We start from the raw sequence: 20,602 nt of genomic DNA, 5'->3' as shown, positions 1-20,602 counted from the left end.
GGATCAGACCGGCCGCCAGTGACCCGGCACCCACTGCCAGTGATTGCCTTCCCAGCGGTAGTGACCCTTGACCCAGACATAGCCCGGTGCGGGCGCAGCCGGTACGATTTCGGCCACCGGCGCGGGTTGAGGCGGACGCACGGGCTCCACGACACAGCCGGAAAGAAGAACGCCCGCAGCCAGTGCGCTGGCCATGATCAGAGACGCTTTGGTTTTCATATCGTCGATTCCTCTTTTGTTCGGATACGGACACGTACGGACACGGCTTGTGGCCGCGTCTTCGTTGAACGCCCGAGACGTATGAATCCGTCGCGCGAGTCTGTAAGAGGATGTAAGTCGACGCTCTGGCGCGCCGGCAAGATACCTTGCGCGGCGGTCCGACTTTTATTTCCGGCCGGGATGGCGTGCTAACCACACGCTCGCGGATGCCATCACTGCGCGCCGATCGTCCCCGTCGCCAGGGCGAGCGCGGCCGCGGCCGACAGCGCGCCGCAATAGCTGTCCACTTCGGCATTGCGCGCCGCCAGCAACTGGCTCTGCGCGATCGTCGCCTCGGTGATCGAGCCGACGCCATGCCGGTACGCGCTGAACGCCGCGTCGTAGCTGGTCTGGGCGGCAGCGACGAGCGCCTTCGCGGCATCGTGCGAGGCGAGGCTCGTCTGCACCGCGTTCTGTGCGGCGACAACCTGGCGGACGGCTTCCTCTTTCGTGCGCGTGAGGCGCGCGGATGCGCTCTGCGCATCGTTGCGCGCCTGCATCAGCACGGCCGAGCGCAGGCCGCCGTCATATAGCGGAATCGAGATGCCGAGAAACACGCCGCCGCCGTAGCGGCTGCCGTTCAGGTTGACGGTCGGCGCCTGATCGCCGACCGCGGGCAGCGCGGAGAGGGCCGTGTGCCCGCTCGCATACGAGGTCGATGCGGACAGGAACACCTTCGGCATGAACGCCGCTTCGGCGGCCTTGATCTTCGCGCGATCGGCCTTTTCGAGTGCATAGGCGTTTTGCAGATCGGGGCGGCGCGCGATCGCGTCCGCGACGATCGTGTCGATCGACGAGCCGAGCGCAGGCGGCAGCGGCCGTTGCGGCAACGCGGCGATCGCCGGCTTCGACAACGGCGAGATGCCGAGCGCGGAGACGAGGTCGAGGTAGCCGTCGCTGGCCGCGCCGCGCGCCTGTACGAGCGCGAGGTTGGCCTGCTCGCGGTTCTGCGTCGCCTGCGCGACTTCGACGACCGTGCCGACGCCCTGTTTGAAGCGCGCACGCGCCGCCGCAAGAATCGTGTCCGCGTTCGCGAGCCCCTGCTGCGCGCTCTCGGCGTGCGCTCGCGCGGCGGCGTAGCGGTAGTACGCGACGGTCACGTCGTGGATCACCTGCTGATGCACGGCCGTGAACGCAACGTTCGACGCGATCGATACCTGCTCGGCCGCCTCGACGCGCGCCGCGCGTCCGCCGAAGTCGAACAGCAGCCATTGCAGCGACAGCGCCGAGATCGTGCCGTGCACGGTAGTGTCGCTCGACGCGTCTCCGAGCGGCGTCGACGTCGAGCCGTGGCCGGTTTGGTAGGCGCCCATCGCCGTCGCCGACAGTTGCGGCAGATACGCGGCCTTGGCGATGCCGACCGCGAGCGCCGCGTTGCGCGCATCGTTCCACGCGATGCGCGTCAGCGGGTTCGTCGATTCGGCGAGGTCGATCAGCTCGGGCAGCGTATACGCATGCGCGGTATCGAGCCCGGCGGGCGGCGGCACCGACGCGAGCGTGGGCGTGGCCGGCAGCGTGTAGTCGTGCGGCGCGCCTGCGGCAGCGGCGCGCGCCGGGCCCGGTACGATCTCGCCCGTCGCCGAGGTTGGCGGCTGCCACGGACGGTCGGGCGCCTCGGGCGCGAGATCGAGCGAGGCCGTCGCGCAGCCGGCGAGCGCCACGGCGCTCGCGAAGGCGGCGGCGACGAGCGGCGCGGCCGGCGTTTCAGGTCGGCGCATGAGCGGCGGACTCCTTCGAGGTGGCTTGACGGTCGGCATCGGCGAGAGCGGCGAGCCGTGTATCGATCAGGTGCAGCAGCGCGTCGCGCGCGGGGTCGGCGCGCTCGTCGGCCGACGGCGCGGCCGGCATGCTGGCGGTGCGACGCGCTTCGTGCGAGTCCGACGCGGAGGCTGCGTCGCGCAGTTCGGCCACGCGGGCGAGCCGCGTGCCGATCGCCGGGTCGCCCGGCGCGCGTTCGGCGAGCAGGAACAACGGGCCTTCGAGCGCATCGAGCGCGGCCAGCGCGCGCCGCCGCGCGGCGAGCCACGTCGCGGCCGGCCGTACCCACGACGGTTCGTAGTGGATCAGGCCGAGCTGCTGCGCGATCGCGCCGCGGCGCGCCAACGCATCGGCGGCTTGCACGCGTCGCTCGGCCGGTTGCGCGATTCGCGCGAGACCTCGCCACTGGTCGAGCAGAGCCGCAAGCGCGACGTCGATCTGCTTGCCGATGCTGACGGGCCAGATGCGCGTGAACACGAGATAGACGACGAGATTGCCGAGCAGGATGCCGATCGTGCGGTCGCGCGCGAGCGTCAGGTCGAAACCGGGACCGGCGCCCTGGATCACGCACAGGAAGAACGCGAATGCCACCTGGAAGCCTGCGTAGGCGATGCGCGGCGAGCCGAACGCGACCCATGCGGACAGCGCCGCGCCGACGAACACCAGCGCCATCAGATGGCCGATCGACGAGAGCGACGGCACGACGAACACGATCATCGCCGTGCCGATCAGCGCGCCGACGATACAGCCGGCGATCCGCAGCGTGAGCTTTTCGACCGTTTCGGCGGTCGAGCCGAGCGACACCATGTAGCAGGTGATGACGCAGGTATGAATGCCCTGCCAGTCGAGTTGCGAGTACAGCAGGTAGCAGAACATCGCCGCGGCAGTCGTTTTCAGCGCGTAGCGGATATGGTCGGGATTGCTACGGGCGTCGGGCAGGAAGAAGCCGCCGCGTGGCGCGGCGGGTTTGGGTTCGGGGCCGGGCGAGGGCGTGGCTGCGGTGGTTGTGGTGGCGGCAGGAGTGGCCGTTGCCGCATCGCCCGATGCGCCGCTCGTTGCGCATGGCTGCGCGAAATGCACGATTGCCGCGTACAGGTCCGTCGCGGCGATGCGCGCAAGCGGCGGCAGCGTTTCGATGGGCGGTAGCGCGAGCGTCACGTCGACCGGATAGCCGCCCTGTTCGAGAATGCCGGCCATCTCGTCGAGCGTGGCCGCGAGCGGCGCCGCGAATGCGTCGGGCAGCCGCGCATCCGGTTCGCGGTCGGCGAGCGCAAGCGCGACGAGCAGCGCCGTGCTCGACGCGACGGCCTGCCGCAGCGCGGCGACATCGGCGGCGGACGAGGTGCCTTCGAGCTTCGACAGCTTGAGCCATGTGAGCAGTTGCCCGTCGCCTTCGCGCAGGCATGCGTCGAGCCCGGCGCGCGCCTCGCCGTTTGCGTGATCGCCGTTGCGCAGCCGCTGTGCCGCGAGCCGCAGCCGCCGCGCGAGTTGCGCGAGTGCGAGCCGGCGTGGCGACGGCGCGATCAGCAGGCTGACGACGAGCGTGATGCCGACCGGGATCGCCACCATCAGCCAGGCATACAGCAGGCCGCGCGTCGCGGCTTCGCCGAGCGGCGCGAGGCCGAGTTCGTCGAGCCCGAAGCCCGTGATCATCGCGACGGTTGCGCCGACCGGCCGCAGCTTGCTCGCCGACGTCAGGTAGAGCAGGCCGACCGACAGCACTGCCATGCAGGCGACGCGCAGCACCGGATAGTCGATGCTGAAGATCGCCACGCCGAGCACGAGCGCGATCACGAACGTGACCAGCACCAGCATCGCGGCCGCGAGCAGGGCGCTCGTCACGCGGTCGGTCCGGTTCAGGAAGAACACGATGTACACGGAGTTCGCGGCGTTCGGCGTGCTGTAGCCGCTCGTCACGAGCAGGGTCAGCGCGCAGATCAGCGCGACGCGCACGGCGATTGCCGCGCGCCCCGGAAACGGCGCGAGCAGCCGCAGGATTTCGCGCGGACCCGGCGCGCGGACGTCAGCGGCAGGCCGAGCCATGCCGGACCTCGACGATGGCGCTGGCGCCGACGCGCACGAGCTTGCCGTCGGGTTCGTCGAGCTTCACGCGCACCGGGAAGCGCTGCGCGACGTGGACCCAGTTCACCGAGCGCTGCACGATCGGCAGCGTGCGCGGCAGATTGATGCGATCGCTGTCCGCGACGCCCGCGCCGATGCCGACGACCTTGCCGGTCAGCGGGCGCTTGCGGTCGATCATCGAATAGACGGTGGCGCAGTCGCCGACCTCGATCTGCCCGAGCGCGGTCTCGCGGAAATTGCCGACCGCGAACCATTCGCTCGTGTCGATCAGCGTGAAGATCGCCTGGCTCGGTGCGACGGTTTCGCCGGCCAGCACCGTCAGGCCTGTCACGAGCCCGTCATGCGGCGCGCGCACGACGGTATCGTCGAGCGCGTGCCGCGCGCGGGCGAGCGCGGCTTCGCGCGCATGCAGCGTGGCGATCGCGTCGGCGTCGGTGCCGATCGTCTGCGCGGAGGCGCGCTGCTGCTCCTGTGCCTGCGCGAGCGACACGGCCGCGTCGTGTTGTCGGGTCTTCACCTGGTCGAACTGCTGCGCGCTGACGTAGCCCTGTGCGGCGAGCGGGGCGAGCCGCTGCACGTCGCGTGCCGCGAGATCGTAATTCTGCTCCGCGCGCTTGACCTGTTCGACGGCGACCGCCGCGTTCGAGTGCTCGCCGATCAGCGCGCGGCGCCGCGTGTCGAGCGAGGCGCGCGCGAGTTCGAGGTCGGCTTGCGCCTGTGCGACCGTCAACTGGTACGGCACCGGATCGATTTCATACAGCAGGTCGCCCCTGGCGACGCGCTGGTTCTCGTGTACCGCGAGCTGCACGATGCGTCCGCCGACAGGCGAGGCGACGTGCACCACGTCCGCGTCGATCGAGGCGTCGTCGGTGGAGGGGTAGGCCGTCGCGCGGTAGTACGCATAGGCGAGCGCGGCGATGCCGAGCGCGACGATCGCCAGCGCGATCACGCGGCCTTTCAGGGCGTGGCGGGGGAGTCCGGCGGTCTTCATGCGAACGGCCCCGTGCCGGCGAGCCAGGCGATGACGGCCACCACGAGCCCGATGGCCGTGCAGACGGCGAGCTGGTACGGCACGATGGCGGCCCAGCCCGTCGCGACGAATACGCGATGCGCGACGATCGCGCCGACGACGCCGGCGATCGCGCTCACGAGCCAGAGCGGGAAATAGGCGCCGAATAGCGCATAGGACGGTGCGCCATGCGATGCGCAGCCGGCGAGCGGCAGCACCGGCGCGACGACGGCCATGAGGGTGGGGGCGGCGCTGACTCGCAGGGGGGCGCGCGGCTTGGTTCTTCTCATGATGTGACGGGCTCGACGAGTGGGAGTGAGTGCCGGGCGCGGCGCCGTGCGGCCCGCCGCCATGATGTCAGCGCCGATGGAAAAGAGCTTCTCTCTTCCTCCAGGCTAACGGTTCGGATTCCAGTATACGGCCTCTGCCTTGCGGAGAAAATGCGCGAGATACGACCGTGCAAACGGGACGAAGCCCATTGCACGATACGTATCCGGTTGCATGATCTTTACGCCGGCACTCTTCTGATAACCAAGGCGAACGAGCCGGCGGAATGGACCATTCGATTCATAAAAAAATATTGCTGCCGGCGCGTTTTTTTCGATTTTCAGAACCGGTCGCCGCGAGAGGCCGGGCGAGCATGACGCTCATGACAGATCGCCGCCCGAGAGCGGGGCTTCGCGTATGACCTGCCGGTGCGGCGCAGTCTGGACGAACAGTGCGGGCATGCCTACTATGTCGCCTACATTCCATGCGGTAGCGCTGCACGACCTACCTTGATCGATGTCGCGGGACGCGGATGCGCAGGTAAAACGGACATGCAAAACGGACATGCAAAACGCGCGGGCAGGATGCGCAAGCAAAGCGGGTTTCGGGGCGGCCGGCAGTCAGTGCGGCCCGAGTCCGTATCCGCGACGAAGCAGGGATGACCGGAAAGAAACCGGCGAGTGGCATCAGTCCAGCCGCGAGAACTCAGCGTCTCTTATTTTTTTAAACCTGGAGAATGACATGAACATTTTCAAGTCGAGCGGCGCCACGCCGAAAAACGAAAACCCCGCAAAGCCGGGATTGATGCGCGGCATTATTATCGGCGTGGGTGTTCTGGTCGTTCTTGTCGCCGCCTCCTCATTTTCCGCCACGGTGCCCGCCGGCTATGTCGGCGTGAAGACCACGTTCGGTTCTCCGTCGAGCAGCATGTACTCGCCCGGCATTCACTTCCGTATTCCGATCGCGCAGAGCATGAATAACGTCTATGTCGGCGTCAACAAGGCGACATCGGATGTCGCGGGTTCGTCGAAAGACCTGCAGCAGGTCGACATGAAGGTTTCGATCAACTTCAACATCTTGCCGGCATCGGCTACTTCGATCTTCGTGACCTATAGCAGCGATCCGTGGACCACGGTGATGGACCCGGCCGTGCACGACATCGCGAAAGCCGTCACGGCACGCTACGATGCGACCGATCTGATCCAGAAGCGAGACCAGGTCAGCCAGGAGATGCGCGAGGCCTTGCTGAACCGTTTTCAGAACATCGGCGTGAATGTCAGTGCAGTGAACATCGTCGATTTCCAGTTCAGCAAGCAGTTCAACGACGCGATCGAAGCCAAGATCACGGCGCAGCAGAACGCGCAGCGCGTCGAGAACGAAATCGCCCAGACCCGATGGGAAGCCCAGAAGCGCGTGGTGGAAAGCGAAGCGGCGCTACAGGTCGCGGAGAACACGGCGAAGGCCAACGACATTCTCGGCAAGTCGCTCGTGGACAACCCGTCGCTGCTCGAAAAAATGCGTATCGAAAAGTGGGACGGCCACTATCCGTCGACCATGCTCGGCAACTCGATTCCGATGATCAAGATCGGGCAATCGAACTGAGCGTCAGCGGTTTTATCCATACGCCAGTTTCTGGCGTATGGCGCAGCTCATTCTTCAACGCATGCTTTCGCCTCCTGTCAGCGGCCGGCTGCAATGCGCGAACGGAAATGCTCGGTTCCTTCGACGATCTTGTCGAGCACCGCGTCGAGCCCCCAGAAGCGCTCGCGCACGTCGTAGTCGATCACGCGGCAGCGAATCGACTGGAACGTACCGATGCGCTGGTGGTACATCTTGGAGAGCGCGGGATGGCCGAGTGCCTCGGATACCGCCGCGAGCGCGAGAAAGACCGAGAGCTCGCGGGCGAGCGCGGGGTTCTCGTCGGCGCGGTTGCGCAGCCAGTTGTAGAGGTCCGGGTGAAAGTTCGCGAACACACCGTTGAATCCCGCCGATCCGGCTTTCATCGCATCCCAGGCAATCGCGGCATTCGCATTCAGGATCTTCATCGGCGATCCCTTTGCCAGGGCGACGCGGCGCTTCACCGTGTCGAGATCGCAGCTCACGTCCTTTAGCATCACGAAGCGGCCGGTGTCGATGCACAGCCTGAGTTCGTCGTCGGAGAGCAGGCGCCGGTAGGGCGCCGGACATTCGTATAGTCCGAGCGGAATGTCGGAAGGCAGGCGGCTCATCAGCCGGCGCAGATTGGCCGAGAACGCTTCCGTGCCTTCGCGGCGCGGATCGAGGTGATTCGTCACCAGCACGATGCCGTCGGCGCCGGTGGCCGCGGCGGCATTGAGTTCCTCGGCCTGCGCGTCGGGATCGTCGCTGATGTGGCCCGAGACCACCACCGGTACGCGGCCCGCCACCCGCTCGACGACGAAGCGGCCGAGCGCGGCGCGCTCCGCGAGACTCAGGAACTGCATCTCGCTCGATTGCGCCACGGCGAAGAGCGCGTCTGAGCCGTGGGCGAGATACCACTCGATCAACCGTTCGAGCCCGGGGTAGTCGATAGCGCCGGTGTCGTCGAAGGGCGTCAGCATGACGGGCACGATACCTTCGATCGATTGCGACGGGCGTGCCGAAGAAGTAGAGAGGGACATGTCGGGGTTGTCCTCGCGAGTAGGGTTGAACGAATTGCCGGAGCGGGTTGAACGGGCCGCTCGTCAGGCGGGCGCGCGTGCCGCGCCGCCCGAAGCCGTTTCACTTTCGATCGGTTTGCGCACGAGGAACAGGTAGCTCATCGCGCCGACGAAGGCGATCGCGGCGCCGGTCAGCAGCGCCGGCACGAACGACCACGCTTGGGCGATATAGCCCGTGAAAATAGGCGCCAGCGCACTGCCGAGAAACGCGCCGAAGTTCTGGATCGCGCCGAGCGAGCCGACCCGGTTCGCGGGCGCGGCGGCGGTCGCGAGCGACCATGAACAGGCGGACGCCGCGTTGGCGAAAAAGATCACGACCGAGATGCAGACAATGGCGAGCGTGTTGCTTTCGACGAGCGCGGCCGGCACGGTGAACGCCACCATGCCGAGCATCGTGATGACGACCGCGTTGCGCCGGCTCGTCACGGGCGAGGCGCTGTTGCGCGTGATGAGGTCGGAGAACCATCCCGCGATGATCGCGCCGAAAAAGCCGCAGAAGAACGGCACGGATGCCGCGATGCCGGTGCGCGTCATGGTCATGTGACGCTCGATCGTCAGATAGCCGGGCAGCCAGGTCAGATAGACCCAGTTCAGATACGCCGAGCCGAAAAAGCCGATCAGCATGCCCCACGTCGTCATGTTCGAGAACAGCGCGCGCCAGTCCGCGAAGCTCAGCATCTCGGCGGGTTTCGTCGCGACGGCATCGCCCTTCAGGTAGCGCGTTTCTTCCGGCGTCAGCGTCGCCGGGTCCGGGTCGCGATAACTCGCGAGCCAGATCACCGCGACCACGAGCCCGAGCACGCCCGTGAGAATGAACGCCGAGCGCCAGTGAAAGGCCACGACGAGCGGCGACAGGCAGAGCGGTGCGAGCGCCGAGCCGAGCGGCGACGCCGAGTTGTAGATGCCGGTCGGCTTGCCGCGTGCGCGCAGCGGAAACCAGTTGCTGACGACGCGCGCCGCCGACGGATACTGAGGCGACTCGCCGATGCCGAGCACGATGCGCGCGACGACGAACCAGCCGAACGTGGACACGAGACCGCCCGCGATCTGAGCCGCCGACCAGACGATCAGGCCGAGGCCCAGCAGCTTGCGCGGGCCGACGCGATCGACGAGACCGCCGATCGGCAATTGGAAGAGCGCATAGCTCCAGGCGAATGCCGAGAGCAGCACACCCATTTCGCCGAGCGAGAGACCCAGGTCGTTGCGGATCAGCGAATTGGCGACCGCGAGCGTGCCGCGATCGAGATAGTTCACGACGCCGCTCACCATCAGCAGCGTCAGCGCCACGGTCTGGGCGCGGCGCACGCAGCGCGGAGCCTGCTCGGACGCGGGGGTGGGTTCCATGTTGTTGTCTCCGTCTCTGTTTATGGATGGGCTGCGGCGGCGCGCAGCCGGGTCTGCTCAGGTCATTAGAAGCGGTGAACGATGCCGACGCCGATGGCGACCATGCTACGCGACGAAGCCGGCGAGCCGTTCTGGGCGTCGCCGACATCCGCCGTCGCGTTGATGATGGTCTTGCCGTCCGCGTGCTGATACGCTTCCAGAGCATACAGGCCGGTACGCCTGGACAGGACGTAATACTGCGCCAGGTGGAACGGGTTGTCGCTGGCCGCGCTCGTGATGCCGTTCGATGGTGGCGCGCGGGTGTCGCTATAGCCGGCGGCGATCTGGCTCGGTTATCTGCGCGACGATGAGTGGTTGGGGCGTCGAGGCGCGTGCGGCGATGACCGATCGCGCTATAGAGGGATGGCCGTAGCGGGCATTTGTCGGGACTACTGCGCGCCGATCCGGTGCAAACGCAATAGCGAAACCCTCAGCGCGCCAACGACATCAGGCATCACCGCGCCAGCCCGCCGAAATGGCGGCGATTCCCCAGGCCCCCGCTTTTCTCGCTTCGTCCAGCAGGGCTGGGGTCATCCCGCCCAGCGCGAACACGGGGACGCGTGAACCGGCAACGAGTTGGCCGAAATGTTGCCAGCCGAGCGGCGTGGCGTCCGGGTGCGTGCGTGTCGGAAGAACCGGCGAAAGCGTGACGAAATCCGCGCCTATTTTGTTCGCCTGCGCAAGCTGCCCGGCACTATGGCAAGCGGCCGAAACGAGCATGGCATCATGCGCCGGAGGCTCTTTCAGCGACATGAGTGCATGGCTGTTCAGATGCACGCCATCGCAGCCGATCTCCACCGCCATTTCGATAGGACCATTGAGCATCAGCATGGCTCCATGCTGACGGCACAGATCGCGTGTGCGTCGCGCGAGATTCAGGTGATCGTGCTTCTCCAGATGTTTGGCCCGGAGTTGAACGAGCTGGATTCCCGCTTCGAGCGTAGCGGCCAGTTGCCGAAGAAACGTGTCGAAATGCGGCGGGTCAATCGGTTCAGGTGTGATTTGATAAAAGTCGGGAAGGGCAGAGGCTTTCATCTTGCCGCGATAGAGAAGGGAGTGGGTGGCTATTGGAGAATAGCACCCGGCATCCCGACTCATGCACAGTCCTGGAGAATCCATCACCCGCACGCCTCGTCCGGCACCGTCAGCGAAAAACGCTGACCGCTTCGGCAAGGCGCGTCGTCTGCTGCTTCAGGCTTTCCGATGCCGCCGCGCTTTGCTCGACCAGCGCGGCGTTCTGCTGGGTGATGTGGTCGAGGTCGCCGACCGCCTGACTCACCTGCGTAATGCCGCTGCTCTGTTCGAGGGTTGCGGAGCTGATCTCGGCAATCAGGTCCGAGACCCGTTTCACCTGGACGACGATCTCGTCCATGGTCTTGCCGGCGTCGTCGACCAGCCGGGAGCCGGACTCGACTTTCTCGACGCTCGCGCTAATCAGGTTTTTGATCTCCTTGGCCGCGCTCGCACTGCGCTGCGCGAGCGCGCGGACCTCGGCCGCGACCACCGCAAACCCGCGTCCCTGCTCGCCGGCACGCGCCGCCTCGACCGCTGCATTGAGCGCCAGGATGTTGGTCTGAAACGCGATGCCGTCGATGACGCCGATGATGTCGGCGATTCTCTTCGAGCTGTCGGTGATCTCGTTCATCGTGGTCACGACTTCCGACACCGCCTGTCCGCCTCTCGCCGCCGCCTCGCTTGCCGAGCCCGAAAGCTGGTTGGCCTGGGTGGCCGTTTCGGCATTGCTCTTTACCGTGGCGGTCATCTGCGTCATCGAGGTTGCCGTTTCCTGCACGTTCGTGGCGGCCTGCTCGGTGCGCGCGCTCAAATCATGGTTGCCCTGCGCGATTTCGTTGCTCGCGGTCTGAACATTGAGAACCTGCCCGCTGACGTCGTCGATCAGCCAGCGAAACATCAGGCCGAGCTGGCCGATCGTGCGCAGCGTCATGCCGATTTCGTCGACGCGGTTCATATGCACGACCGATTGGCTTTCGCCCGAGGCCACGCGCAACGCCTGCTTGCGCATCTGTTCGAGTGGCCGCGAAATCTGCGCTTCCAGGCACCACGAGGCCCATGCCGAGGCGAGCGCGGCGATTCCGGCAAAGGAACCGAGCGCGACGCCGCTCAGGCCGAGCGCCCAGACTCCGGCGATAAGCAGCGGCACGAGCGCCAGCAGGGTCGAGCGGATGCGCCAGCGCACGGGCATCGTTTGCAGGATCGAAGTCCAGCCCATCAGACCGGTGCGCACGATCAAGCCCTTGTGAAAGCGGCGCTTGCCGGCCTTGCCTTCGCGGAAATCCTTATAGAGCGCTTCGGCGGCTGCAATCTCTTCGCGCGAGGCTTTGGTCCGCACGGACATATAACCCGCCGGCCGGCCGTCTCTCACGACGGGTGTCGCGTTGGCGCGGACCCAGTAATGGTCGCCGTTCTTGCGCCGGTTCTTTACCAAAGCGGTCCAGGGTTCGCCGCTTTTGAGCGTGGCCCACATATCGGCGAAGGCTTCTTTGGGCATGTCCGGATGCCGCACCATGTTGTGCGGCTGACCGTGGATTTCCTCGGGACTGAAGCCGCTGACTTCGACAAAGGCCGCGTTTGCGTAGGTGATGTAGCTCTGCGTGTCCGTGGTCGACATCAGCGTCGCGTTGTCGGGAAACTCGAATTCGTGCTGCGTGACCGGTTGATTATTTCGCATGAATACAAAGCCCTCTGGAATGTTTTATTCGGCACGCAACACGACGCGCGCTACCGATCTTTTGTCCTTGTTAACGGTAGGGTTATCCAAACCTTTAGGCTTTTAGGGCGATAACAAACAGGCCGTGTCGAAGCAGCCCGGTTAAAGCCCTTTTCTTATGAAGAGCCGGTGCGCGGTTACTTGCCCGCTCCCGTGGATGGCACGCAGGTCAGCACCAGAGTTCCGCCATGATTTGCAGCGGCGCGGACGATCGCATCGTGACGCTCTCCCGATCCGCAGGACCATGCGGCGCTCAGGTCGGCTTGGCAAAGACGCCGGGCTCGATAGGACGCCGGTGGGGCGATGGGGTATCGGCACGTGTCGAGGGTATTGCAGCGCCAAGCGAGATCGCGCGTGATGTTGTTCTCGCGGGCACCGCAATTTGCGCCGTAGGTGCCGGATTCGACGCGTATGGATTGGGCCGATGCGGCCGTGCTCGTGCCGAGCATGTTCGCGAGCCAGAGGAACGTGCAGATCGCTCGGCGCATGATGAATGCCGTATCTCGCGAAAGTGACGCTTCGAGTTTAGTCACCGATTGCCGACTGTGCTCGCGAACAAAAACAAATGCGGAGGGGTGCGGGCTTGCGTTCTGTGCCGCGGCCTTACGTCTGCTGCGAATCGCCTCGCGCCGGCAGAGGCGCCAGCCGCAGGCGCGTGAAATTCCGCACATGGGGCGTGAATTCCCCGAATCCCTTGACGGCGTGAAATTCCGGCGTGTCGTACACCCAGTCGCCGGCAATCGTGTACATCGCCGTATAGACGGGGGAGCCCTCGATCGCGACGAAGCGCTGGGCCGAAAGCCAGCCGGGGCAGCCGAGAATCGCGGGCAGATGCACTTCGTCGTACCAGCGGTTGAACGCATCCGCGTATTCGGGATCGATGTCGACGCGGACGATATGAATGAACGGGCCGTCGCAGCCGGCCGGAATGCTGCCTTCGGGAAATCGCATGGGCGGAATCGGATGAGGGAAGAGGGGGATAAGAGAAGGGACGAACCGGCCTAGGGCACGGGCCGGATGAGCGGTCAGGCGGCAGGCCGCGGCTTTGGAAACTTCAGCGTCGCTTCGGCCTTCAGCACTTCGCGTCCGTCTTCGTTCGTCGCGCTCGCGCGCCAGGCGACCGTGCGGGTGGCTTCGTCCATCGCGTCGATCCAGACGCGGAAGCTCAGCGTATCGCCGTAGCACACCGCGCCGGTGAACCAGAAGCGGTCCTCGATCGACACGCCGAGCGTGCCGACGAGATCCGACGTCAATACGCTGGTGCAGATTCCGGCAACCATGATGCCCGGTGCGAGCCGCTGGCCGAAGCGCGTGCCGGCCGCATAGCCGTCGTCGATATGGATCGGGCCGAAGTCTCCGGTCGCCGCGATATACAGCGTACCGTCCGCTTCCGTGATCGTCTTGTCGACTCTGACTTCGTCGCCGACGTGCAGGCTGTCGAACGTTTTCACTTCATACATGATCGGCTCCCGTCGCGTAGTCAGCGCACCGCCGGCACGAGCGTCGCGCGGCCGGCGATCACGGAGCCGCCGTTATCCGCCGCGCAGGACACCTCGCAGACGATGCTGTGTTCCGTCGCCTCGATCACGCGCGCCGAGGCCGCGATCGTGGTGCCGACCGTCACGGGCGCGGCAAAGTCCAGTGCCAGCGCGCCGATCCGCCAGCCGGCGCCGCCGATGCGGTTCAGGCAGGTCGTCGCGAGCGACGCGAGTGCCAGCTCGAAGCACAGCGGCGCAGCGAAGCCGGCCGCGCGCGCGGCACGCGCGTCGACATGCAGCGTCGCGAGATTACCGCTGATGCCGGTAAACAGCGCCTGTTCGGCGACGCTCATGGTTTTGCGAAAGCTCGTTTCGGTGCCGGTACTGACCGGCGCTGGGGTCGTCATGGTGGGTGTCCGTTCGAAAAGAGAGTGAGGGTGGCCCAAGGTCACAGGGTCAGGCCGTGCTTGATGACGCTGCGCGCGATCAGCATGCGGTGAATTTCGGACGTGCCGTCGTAGATGCGGGTCACGCGGCTGTCGCGGTAGATGCGTTCGAGCGGCATCTCCTTCGTGAAGCCCATGCCGCCGAACACCTGGATGCCGCGATCGGCGACGCGGCCGATCATCTCCGACGCGTAGAGCTTCACCATCGACACCTTGTCGCGCACGTCGTGCCCCTGGTCGAGTTCCCACGCGGTGTTCTGCACCATCGTGCGGGTGGCGAAGATCTCGGTGGCCGAATCGGCGATCATTTGCTGGACCATCTGGAACTCGCCGATCGGCTGGCCGAACTGGCGGCGCTCCGCCGCGTACTGGCGCATCAGTTCGAGCACGCGCTGCGCCATGCCGCACGCGCGCGCGCCGATATGCGCGAGGCGGATCGACGAGACGCTCGACATGATCAGCCGGAAGCCCTCGCCGACGCCGCCGAGAACCTTCGCCGCCGGCACGCGGCAATTCTCGAACACGAGTTCAGCGTGGCCGTATCCGCGGTGGCCCATCATCGGCTGGACGCCCGTGATCGAGAAACCCGGCGTGCCCTTGTCGACGAGGAACAGCGTGATGCCCCCGCGCGCGCGTTTGTCCTTGTCGGTCACGGCCATCACGATCACGTAGTCGGCGATGTCGCCGTCGCTGATGAAGTGCTTGCGGCCGTTGATGACCCACTCGTTGCCGTCGAGCTGCGCCGAGGTCGCGATCGCGGCCGCGTCGGAGCCCGCGCCGGGCTCGGTGATCGCCATCGCGCAGATGCGCTCGCCGCGCACGGTCGGCAACAGGTAGTCGTCGCGCTGCGCGCCCTCGCAGGCGAGCAGCATCGGATAGACCTGCCCGAAGATGCGCCGGATCAGCGCGTCCGAGGTCTTGCCGAGCTCTTCTTCGACGAAGCACATATCGACGTTCGACAGGCCGCCACCGCCGACCGAATCCGGCATGTTCATCGCGAACAGGCCGAGCGCCTTCGCCTGCTCGCGCACGCGTTGCAGTGGTTCGGCTGGAATCCGGCCATCGCGCTCGGTGTCGGCTTCGAGCGGTTGAACCTCGTTCGTGACGAAGCGCCGGACGGTATCGATCAGTTGCTGGGTCTCGTAGGGAATGGAGAAATCAATCATCGTGGTCGGATAGAGAGGGCGTTGGAAGGGGCATGCCGGCGGATCAGGCCGTGGCGGACGGGGGCTCGGCGAGCGCGACGACCCGCTGCGACACCAGTGCCGCGATGTCGTCGTCGCGATAGCCGAGCTCGCGCAGGACCTCGGCCGTCTGTGCGCCGAGCGGCTGCGGCGCGAGCCGTACCGGTAGCGTGTCGCCGTCGAAGCGCATCGGGTTGCCGAGCAGCGTCACGTCCTCGCCCGTTGCGCCGCGGACGGTGCGAAACGCATCGAGGTGATCCAGTTGCGGATCGGCGAGCAGATCGTCGTAGTCCTGAACCGGCGCGTGCCAGATGCCGTGCTCGCCGAGCACCGCGAGCCAGTGCGCGGTGTCCTGCGTGTGCAGACGCTCGTGAACCGCGCGTCCGATCGTGTCGCGCTCGCGGTACGCATCGGCATCGGCGATCGAGGCGAGTGCCGGCAGATCGAGCGCGGCGGCCAGCGCGCGGGGCGAGGCCATCGCAATCGCGAGATGACCGTCGGAGGTGGGGTGAATGCCATACGCGCCGGCGCTGAACCATGCGGCAAGACCGTGTTCGGCACGCGATTCGGCGCCGCGCGCGCCGTTCAGCCAAGCGGTCAGCGATTCCGCCTGCAGGTCGATCGCCGCCTGCAGCAGATTGACTTCCACAAGGCGTCCCTCGCCGGTGCGTTCGCGGTTCACGAGCGCGGCGAGAATGCTCATCGCGTACAACGTCGAGGCGTGCTGGTCCACGACGACGGCACCGACCGGCGTCGGCCCGCTCGCGCGAGACCCGGTGCGGGCCGCGAGCCCTGAGAGCGCTTGCAGCAGCAGGTCCTGGCCCGGCCGATCGACATATGGGCCGCTCGAACCGTAACCGCTCGCGCTCGCATAGATCACGCGCGGATTGAGCACGCGGATGTCTTCGTAACCGAGCCCGAGGCGCGCCATTGCGCCGGGGCGGAAGTTTTCCATCACGACGTCGGCGTGCTCCAGCAACTGCCTGGCCAGCGCGCGTCCCTGCGGATGCTTGATGTCGAGTGCGACGCTGCGCTTGTTGCGCCCCGTCGTCAGCAGATTCACGCTCTGCCCGCCGACGAAGCGGTCGGCAACGGCCCAGTTGCGATGGAACGCGCCCTGCAGCGGCTCCACCGCGATCACGTCGGCGCCGAGATCGGCGAGCGTTTGCGCGGCCATCGGCCCCGCATGGAAGTGGTTGAAACTGATTACGCGAATACCGTCGAGCAAAGCGGCCATGAACACTCCGGAAGCAGGAAGTCTTCCGTCGCGGCACGGCATCGGCGCGCAACGGATCAGCCCATTCAGAATATCAAGGACACCCTGGCGATAACGCGATGGCAGCTATTAATTGCCGCCCGGCAACTATAAGTCGTGGACATAAACCGGCGCGACACGCTGCGGGCGCTGCCATAAGCGGCGCTTGTGCGAGACCAGCGAGACCAGCGAGACCAGCGAGACCAGCGAGACCAGCGAGACCAGCGAGACCAGCGAGACCAGCGAGACCAGCGAGACCAGCGAGACCAGCGAGACCAGCGAGACCAGCGAGACCAGCGAGAGCGGCGCGGTCAGCCCGGGTTCGAACGCGCACGCACGAGTTCGCCGACGACCGCGCGCGCATGCTGGATAAAGCTCTCGGCGAGCCGCTGGCGAGGCCGGTTTCCCGGCAGTAACACGGAGAGCGGAACCGGCAGTTGCGGACGGAACGGCCGTACGACGAGCGAGCCGGGCGGCTGAGCGCAGATCGACAACTCGTCGACCAACGCCGTGCCGAGTCCTTCCCGGACGAGCCGGCACGCGACGTTCGAGAAGCGCACCTCGATATCGGCCGCGAACCAGCTGCCGTTCGCTTCCTGGCCGCGCTCGATCAACCGCCCGAGCGGGCTGCCGGCCGGCGGACCGATCAGCCGCCGCCCTTCCAGGTCGGCTGGCGTCACGTGCGTGAGACCCTCGATCGGATCGCCGACGGGCGCCACGCACATTACCTCGAATTCCGCGAGCAATTCCTTGTCGAGGCTCGCGGGGGACGGCGCCATCATCGCGAGGCCGATATCGGCCATGCCCGAATCGAGGTTTTCGATCATGCTGTCGACGCGCAGCGTTTCCAGATTGATCTTCGCGAGCGGGTGATCGACCGCGAAGCGCGTCAGCACCTTCGGCACAAGCCATTCGGACAGTTCGGCGGTCGCGAAGATGCGCAGCACGCCGGCGCGGCCGGTGCGCAGGTCCCAAGCCTTCTGCTGGATCGCCTGGTGCACCAGAAAGAGCGGCTCGGCGTCGTCGAGCAGCATCTTCGCCTCGACGGTCGGGATCAGGCGGTTGCTGACGCGATCGAACAGCGGAAAGCCGAGCTTGGCTTCCGCGAGCCGGATCGCGTTGCTGACGGCCGGCTGCGACATGCCGAGTTCGTCGGCGGCGCCGATGGTCGTGCGATAGCGCATCACGGCGCGCAGCACTTCGAGTTGCCGGAGGTTGATCAGCACCCGGGCCGACGCGCCGGAATTCATCTGCATGCTCTACCTGTCTACGTCTGCGGGACGAACCATTGTAGCCAGCCAAAAATGGCGTGATATGGGCTTTTGCCCTACCGCGGCCGTCGTTCCGGCCCGCGGCCGCGAGTTCGCGCGCCGTTTGCCGGGCCCTGCCGGCGTGCTTCGGCCGTCGCCTATAACAGCGGTTTATAGTCGGCCATTTTTTTCTACTGGTACGCGATGCGCAGAAGCCGGTAACGTCTGGATGGATGGCGTTCGCATGGGCGGACGCGCTGATACCCGACCCAGGAGGTTCCATGTTTGCCTCGCGTCTGCTTTCTTTTTGTCCGGTGTGGCTGACGGCCGGACTGCTGTCGCTCGCGCACGCAGTGCCCGCCGGTGCCACCTGCGTCGGCAGCGTTCCGTCGAACCAGCTCGTGGCGGCGGGCCATCTGTCGATGTCGACGAACCCGACCTTGCCGCCGCTCCAGTATGTCGACGCCGAGGGCAAGCTGATGGGTATGAACGTCGAACTGGGCGAGTCGATCGGCCAGCGCCTGTGCCTGCAGGTGGATTTCGTGCGGATGGACTTCCCGGCGATGATTCCCGCGCTGAAGGCGGCTCGCATCGACGGCATCAACACCGGCATGTTCTGGACCGAAGAGCGCTCGAAGATGATGTACACGGTGCCCTACGCGATCTCGACGCTGGACGTCGTCGTCTCGCCGCAGCACCCGCTCGCCGTTGCCGACGTCAAGGCGCTGCGCGGTCACGCGGTGGGCGTGGAGTCCGACTCGTACCAGGAGCGCTGGCTGCGCGACCGCGCGAAGGAAGCCACGGACGAGAAGGGCACCGCGATCGAGGTGCATGCCTACACTACCGCGAGCGACGTGATCGCCGCGCTGCGCGCCGGGCAGATCGACATGGCGGTATTGCCGAGCTACACGGCGGTCGACATCGTGAACCGCAAGCAGGCGGTGATGGCGCTGACGGGACAGGGCGCCACGCAGACCACGCTCGCGTTCCGCACGCGCGCGGTGGCCGAGGCCGTGGCGGGCGCGCTCGACGCCATGCGCGCGGACGGCAGCTATGCGAAGCTGCTGACGCGCTTCGGTATGACGCCGTTGCCCGACGCGAAGATCACGGTGCGCGGCCCGGGTCCGGTGTGAGGATCGCGCTCCCATGCCCCTGTTCAATCTGCCGGACTTCTTCGGTTACCTGACGAACGGATTCCTGTTGCGCGGCGTGCTCGTCACGCTCGCGCTCACGATGGTCACGATCGTGGGCGGGCTCGTGCTCGGGATGCTGCTCGCGCTGCTGCGCATGGCGCGCCAGCGGATCGTCGTCGCAGCCGTGCGCGGCTATATCTGGATCTTTCGCGGCACGCCGCTGCTGATCCAGCTCGTCATCATCTATACGGGACTGCCGCAGCTCGGGCTGCGCTTCGGCGTGGTCGGCTCGGCGCTGCTCGCGCTGATCCTCAACGAGGCCGCGTATCTCGCGGAAATCATCCGCAGCGGCTTCATGGGCGTGCCGCGCGGCCAGTACGAGGCGGCCGGGGCGCTCGGCCTGCCTAAATGGCTCGTGCTCTGGAAGGTCACGCTGCCGCAGGCGTTCCGGCTGATGCTGCCGTCGCTCGGCAACTCGGTCAACGGCTTGCTGAAGTCGACGTCGATCACGTCGGTGATTTCGATGGAAGAACTGATGCGGCGCAGCCAGATGCTGATGCAGGAGAAGTTCGAGGTCCTCGAAGTGTTCTGCGCCGCGGCCATCTTCTACCTGCTGATGACGACCGCATGGGGCGTGCTCCAGCAACGCCTCGAACGGCATTTCGGCGCGGCGCACGAGGCGTTGCGCGGCTGACGTCCGGCTTCCGGACACTCGACTCCTGGACCTTCGACTTTCGACCTGATAGGGAAACGCGCAACATGACATCGAATAACGCTTTGACGGGCGTCGTCGTCGCGACGGTGCTGCCGTTCAACGACGACGAGTCGATCGACTGGACCAGCTACGAGCGCGCGCTCGCGCATGCGGCCTCGCCCGACGGCATCGAAGCTGTGTTCGTCAACGGGCACGCCGGCGAGGGCGGGGCGCTGTCCCGCGGCGAGCGCGAAGACGTGATCCGTTGCACGCGCGAGCGGCTCGGCGCGGCGCGTCTGCTGATCGCCGGCATTCTCGCGCAATCGACGCGCGAAGCCGTCGTGGAGGCTTGCGCGGCTGCGCAGGCCGGCGCGGACCTGCTGACCGTGTTTCCGCCCGCGACCTTCGCGGGCGCGCGGCCCGAGATGGTGGTTGCCTATGTGCGCGCAATTGCTGAGGCGGTCGAGCGGCCGGTGATCGTATTCCAGTATCCGCTTGCGTCCGGCTATGGGTACTCGACCGAGACGCTCGTGCGGCTCGCCGCGCTGCCCTCGGTGGTCGCGGTCAAGGAAGGCAGCGATTCGATGCGGGCCTACGAGGACAATGTTCGCGCGCTGAAAGCGGCGCGCCCGGAATTCGCGATTCTCGCTTCGAACTTCGACTGGTTTCTCGCGCAGCTCGCGAGCGGTGCGGACGGCATCCTGTCCGGTTTGGCCAGCCTCGCGCCGCGGCCGCTCGTCGAATTGTGGCGCGCGTCGCAACGGGGGGACATCGCCGCGATGCGCGCGGTCAGCGCGAGCCTGCAACCGCTCGTCTCCGCGATCTATATGGCGCCGCGCAACGAAATGTATGCCCGCATCAAGTACGCGCTGCAGCGTCTCGACGTGATCGCGTCGGCGCGGACGAGGTCGCCGTTCCAGCCCATCGATGCCACGGCGGCGCGCGCGATCGACCTCGCGCTCGCGCAGACGAACCGCTCGCTGCTCGCGGGGGGATAGC

At 66.4% G+C, this 20,602-nt stretch carries 20 protein-coding genes and 1 pseudogene; 4 read left to right on the top strand and 17 right to left on the bottom strand.

The genetic code is table 11. From position 1 onward, the window contains the following. Positions 1 to 3 precede the first annotated feature (3 nt). From F3J19_RS28055 to F3J19_RS28035, 5 genes are all read right to left on the bottom strand, one after another. Positions 4 to 219: a YXWGXW repeat-containing protein gene (locus F3J19_RS28055; RefSeq protein WP_167049000.1), complete on the bottom strand. Its 216-nt coding sequence runs from the start codon at positions 217 to 219 to the stop codon at positions 4 to 6. Between the two features lie 212 nt (positions 220 to 431). Next, positions 432 to 1,976 (bottom strand): TolC family protein, encoded by a 1,545-nt coding sequence (locus tag F3J19_RS28050; protein ID WP_167048998.1) that lies wholly within the window; start codon positions 1,974 to 1,976, stop codon positions 432 to 434. Then, positions 1,963 to 4,059, bottom strand: a complete 2,097-nt coding sequence (locus F3J19_RS28045; RefSeq protein WP_167048996.1) for an FUSC family protein — start codon at positions 4,057 to 4,059, stop codon at positions 1,963 to 1,965. Before F3J19_RS28045 ends, F3J19_RS28050 begins: the two co-directional genes overlap by 14 nt. Then, positions 4,040 to 5,089 (bottom strand): multidrug transporter subunit MdtN, encoded by a 1,050-nt coding sequence (gene mdtN, locus F3J19_RS28040; protein WP_167048994.1) that lies wholly within the window; start codon positions 5,087 to 5,089, stop codon positions 4,040 to 4,042. Before mdtN ends, F3J19_RS28045 begins: the two co-directional genes overlap by 20 nt. Then, positions 5,086 to 5,397: a hypothetical protein gene (locus F3J19_RS28035; RefSeq protein ID WP_167048992.1), complete on the bottom strand. Its 312-nt coding sequence runs from the start codon at positions 5,395 to 5,397 to the stop codon at positions 5,086 to 5,088. The genes mdtN and F3J19_RS28035 overlap by 4 nt, the downstream gene beginning before the upstream one ends. Before the next feature lie 718 nt (positions 5,398 to 6,115). On the opposite strand from F3J19_RS28035, the gene F3J19_RS28030 reads away from it, so the two are divergent. Further along, on the top strand, positions 6,116 to 6,976 hold the full coding sequence (locus F3J19_RS28030) for a prohibitin family protein (protein ID WP_167048990.1): 861 nt from the start codon (positions 6,116 to 6,118) through the stop codon (positions 6,974 to 6,976). A 77-nt stretch (positions 6,977 to 7,053) separates the two neighbouring features. Here the strand turns inward: F3J19_RS28030 and F3J19_RS28025 are convergent, their stop codons facing one another. The 12 genes and pseudogenes from F3J19_RS28025 to F3J19_RS27975 all read right to left on the bottom strand — a co-directional run bounded on the left by F3J19_RS28025 (position 7,054) and on the right by F3J19_RS27975 (position 17,782). After that, positions 7,054 to 8,013 (bottom strand): dihydrodipicolinate synthase family protein, encoded by a 960-nt coding sequence (locus tag F3J19_RS28025; protein ID WP_167048988.1) that lies wholly within the window; start codon positions 8,011 to 8,013, stop codon positions 7,054 to 7,056. A gap of 63 nt (positions 8,014 to 8,076) precedes the next feature. Continuing rightward, positions 8,077 to 9,396 (bottom strand): MFS transporter, encoded by a 1,320-nt coding sequence (locus F3J19_RS28020; protein ID WP_167048986.1) that lies wholly within the window; start codon positions 9,394 to 9,396, stop codon positions 8,077 to 8,079. A 65-nt stretch (positions 9,397 to 9,461) separates the two neighbouring features. Beyond that, positions 9,462 to 9,716, bottom strand: a pseudogene (locus F3J19_RS32840) (porin); the annotation flags it as partial. Between the two features lie 166 nt (positions 9,717 to 9,882). After that, positions 9,883 to 10,533 carry a thiamine phosphate synthase gene (locus F3J19_RS28015; protein ID WP_345891071.1) on the bottom strand — a complete coding sequence of 217 codons (651 nt, stop codon included), beginning with the start codon at positions 10,531 to 10,533 and terminating at the stop codon, positions 9,883 to 9,885. A gap of 46 nt (positions 10,534 to 10,579) precedes the next feature. Then, complete coding sequence (locus F3J19_RS28010; protein WP_167048984.1) at positions 10,580 to 12,124, bottom strand: PAS domain-containing methyl-accepting chemotaxis protein; 1,545 nt, start codon at positions 12,122 to 12,124, stop codon at positions 10,580 to 10,582. Positions 12,125 to 12,300: 176 nt separating this feature from the next. After that, positions 12,301 to 12,651, bottom strand: coding sequence for a hypothetical protein (locus F3J19_RS28005; RefSeq protein ID WP_167048976.1), 351 nt, complete (start codon positions 12,649 to 12,651; stop codon positions 12,301 to 12,303). Positions 12,652 to 12,766: 115 nt separating this feature from the next. Next, positions 12,767 to 13,114 carry a DUF4286 family protein gene (locus F3J19_RS28000; RefSeq protein WP_167048974.1) on the bottom strand — a complete coding sequence of 116 codons (348 nt, stop codon included), beginning with the start codon at positions 13,112 to 13,114 and terminating at the stop codon, positions 12,767 to 12,769. Between the two features lie 74 nt (positions 13,115 to 13,188). Continuing rightward, positions 13,189 to 13,623 carry a MaoC/PaaZ C-terminal domain-containing protein gene (locus tag F3J19_RS27995; RefSeq protein WP_167048972.1) on the bottom strand — a complete coding sequence of 145 codons (435 nt, stop codon included), beginning with the start codon at positions 13,621 to 13,623 and terminating at the stop codon, positions 13,189 to 13,191. Positions 13,624 to 13,643: 20 nt separating this feature from the next. Beyond that, positions 13,644 to 14,048, bottom strand: coding sequence for a MaoC/PaaZ C-terminal domain-containing protein (locus tag F3J19_RS27990; RefSeq protein ID WP_167048970.1), 405 nt, complete (start codon positions 14,046 to 14,048; stop codon positions 13,644 to 13,646). A gap of 41 nt (positions 14,049 to 14,089) precedes the next feature. Beyond that, the gene (locus tag F3J19_RS27985; RefSeq protein WP_167048968.1) at positions 14,090 to 15,253 is read right to left on the bottom strand and encodes an acyl-CoA dehydrogenase family protein; all 1,164 of its coding nucleotides are present in this window, start codon (positions 15,251 to 15,253) and stop codon (positions 14,090 to 14,092) included. 43 nt (positions 15,254 to 15,296) lie between these two features. After that, positions 15,297 to 16,508, bottom strand: a complete 1,212-nt coding sequence (locus F3J19_RS27980) for a CaiB/BaiF CoA-transferase family protein (RefSeq protein ID WP_167048966.1) — start codon at positions 16,506 to 16,508, stop codon at positions 15,297 to 15,299. Positions 16,509 to 16,837: 329 nt separating this feature from the next. Beyond that, positions 16,838 to 17,782 (bottom strand): LysR substrate-binding domain-containing protein, encoded by a 945-nt coding sequence (locus F3J19_RS27975; protein WP_167048964.1) that lies wholly within the window; start codon positions 17,780 to 17,782, stop codon positions 16,838 to 16,840. Positions 17,783 to 18,057: 275 nt separating this feature from the next. Here F3J19_RS27975 and F3J19_RS27970 point away from each other — a divergent pair, with 275 nt between their 5' ends. The 3 genes from F3J19_RS27970 (at position 18,058) to F3J19_RS27960 (ending at position 20,601) form a co-directional block, all read left to right on the top strand. After that, positions 18,058 to 18,909, top strand: a complete 852-nt coding sequence (locus tag F3J19_RS27970) for a transporter substrate-binding domain-containing protein (protein WP_167048962.1) — start codon at positions 18,058 to 18,060, stop codon at positions 18,907 to 18,909. Between the two features lie 13 nt (positions 18,910 to 18,922). After that, positions 18,923 to 19,603: an amino acid ABC transporter permease gene (locus F3J19_RS27965; protein ID WP_167048960.1), complete on the top strand. Its 681-nt coding sequence runs from the start codon at positions 18,923 to 18,925 to the stop codon at positions 19,601 to 19,603. Positions 19,604 to 19,668: 65 nt separating this feature from the next. Beyond that, positions 19,669 to 20,601 carry a dihydrodipicolinate synthase family protein gene (locus F3J19_RS27960; protein ID WP_167048958.1) on the top strand — a complete coding sequence of 311 codons (933 nt, stop codon included), beginning with the start codon at positions 19,669 to 19,671 and terminating at the stop codon, positions 20,599 to 20,601. Position 20,602: the final 1 nt, after the last annotated feature.

It is taken from the genome of Burkholderia sp. Ax-1724 (genome assembly GCF_011752995.1).
Classification (GTDB): domain Bacteria; phylum Pseudomonadota; class Gammaproteobacteria; order Burkholderiales; family Burkholderiaceae; genus Paraburkholderia.
This window is presented reverse-complemented; position numbering and strand designations above follow the sequence as displayed.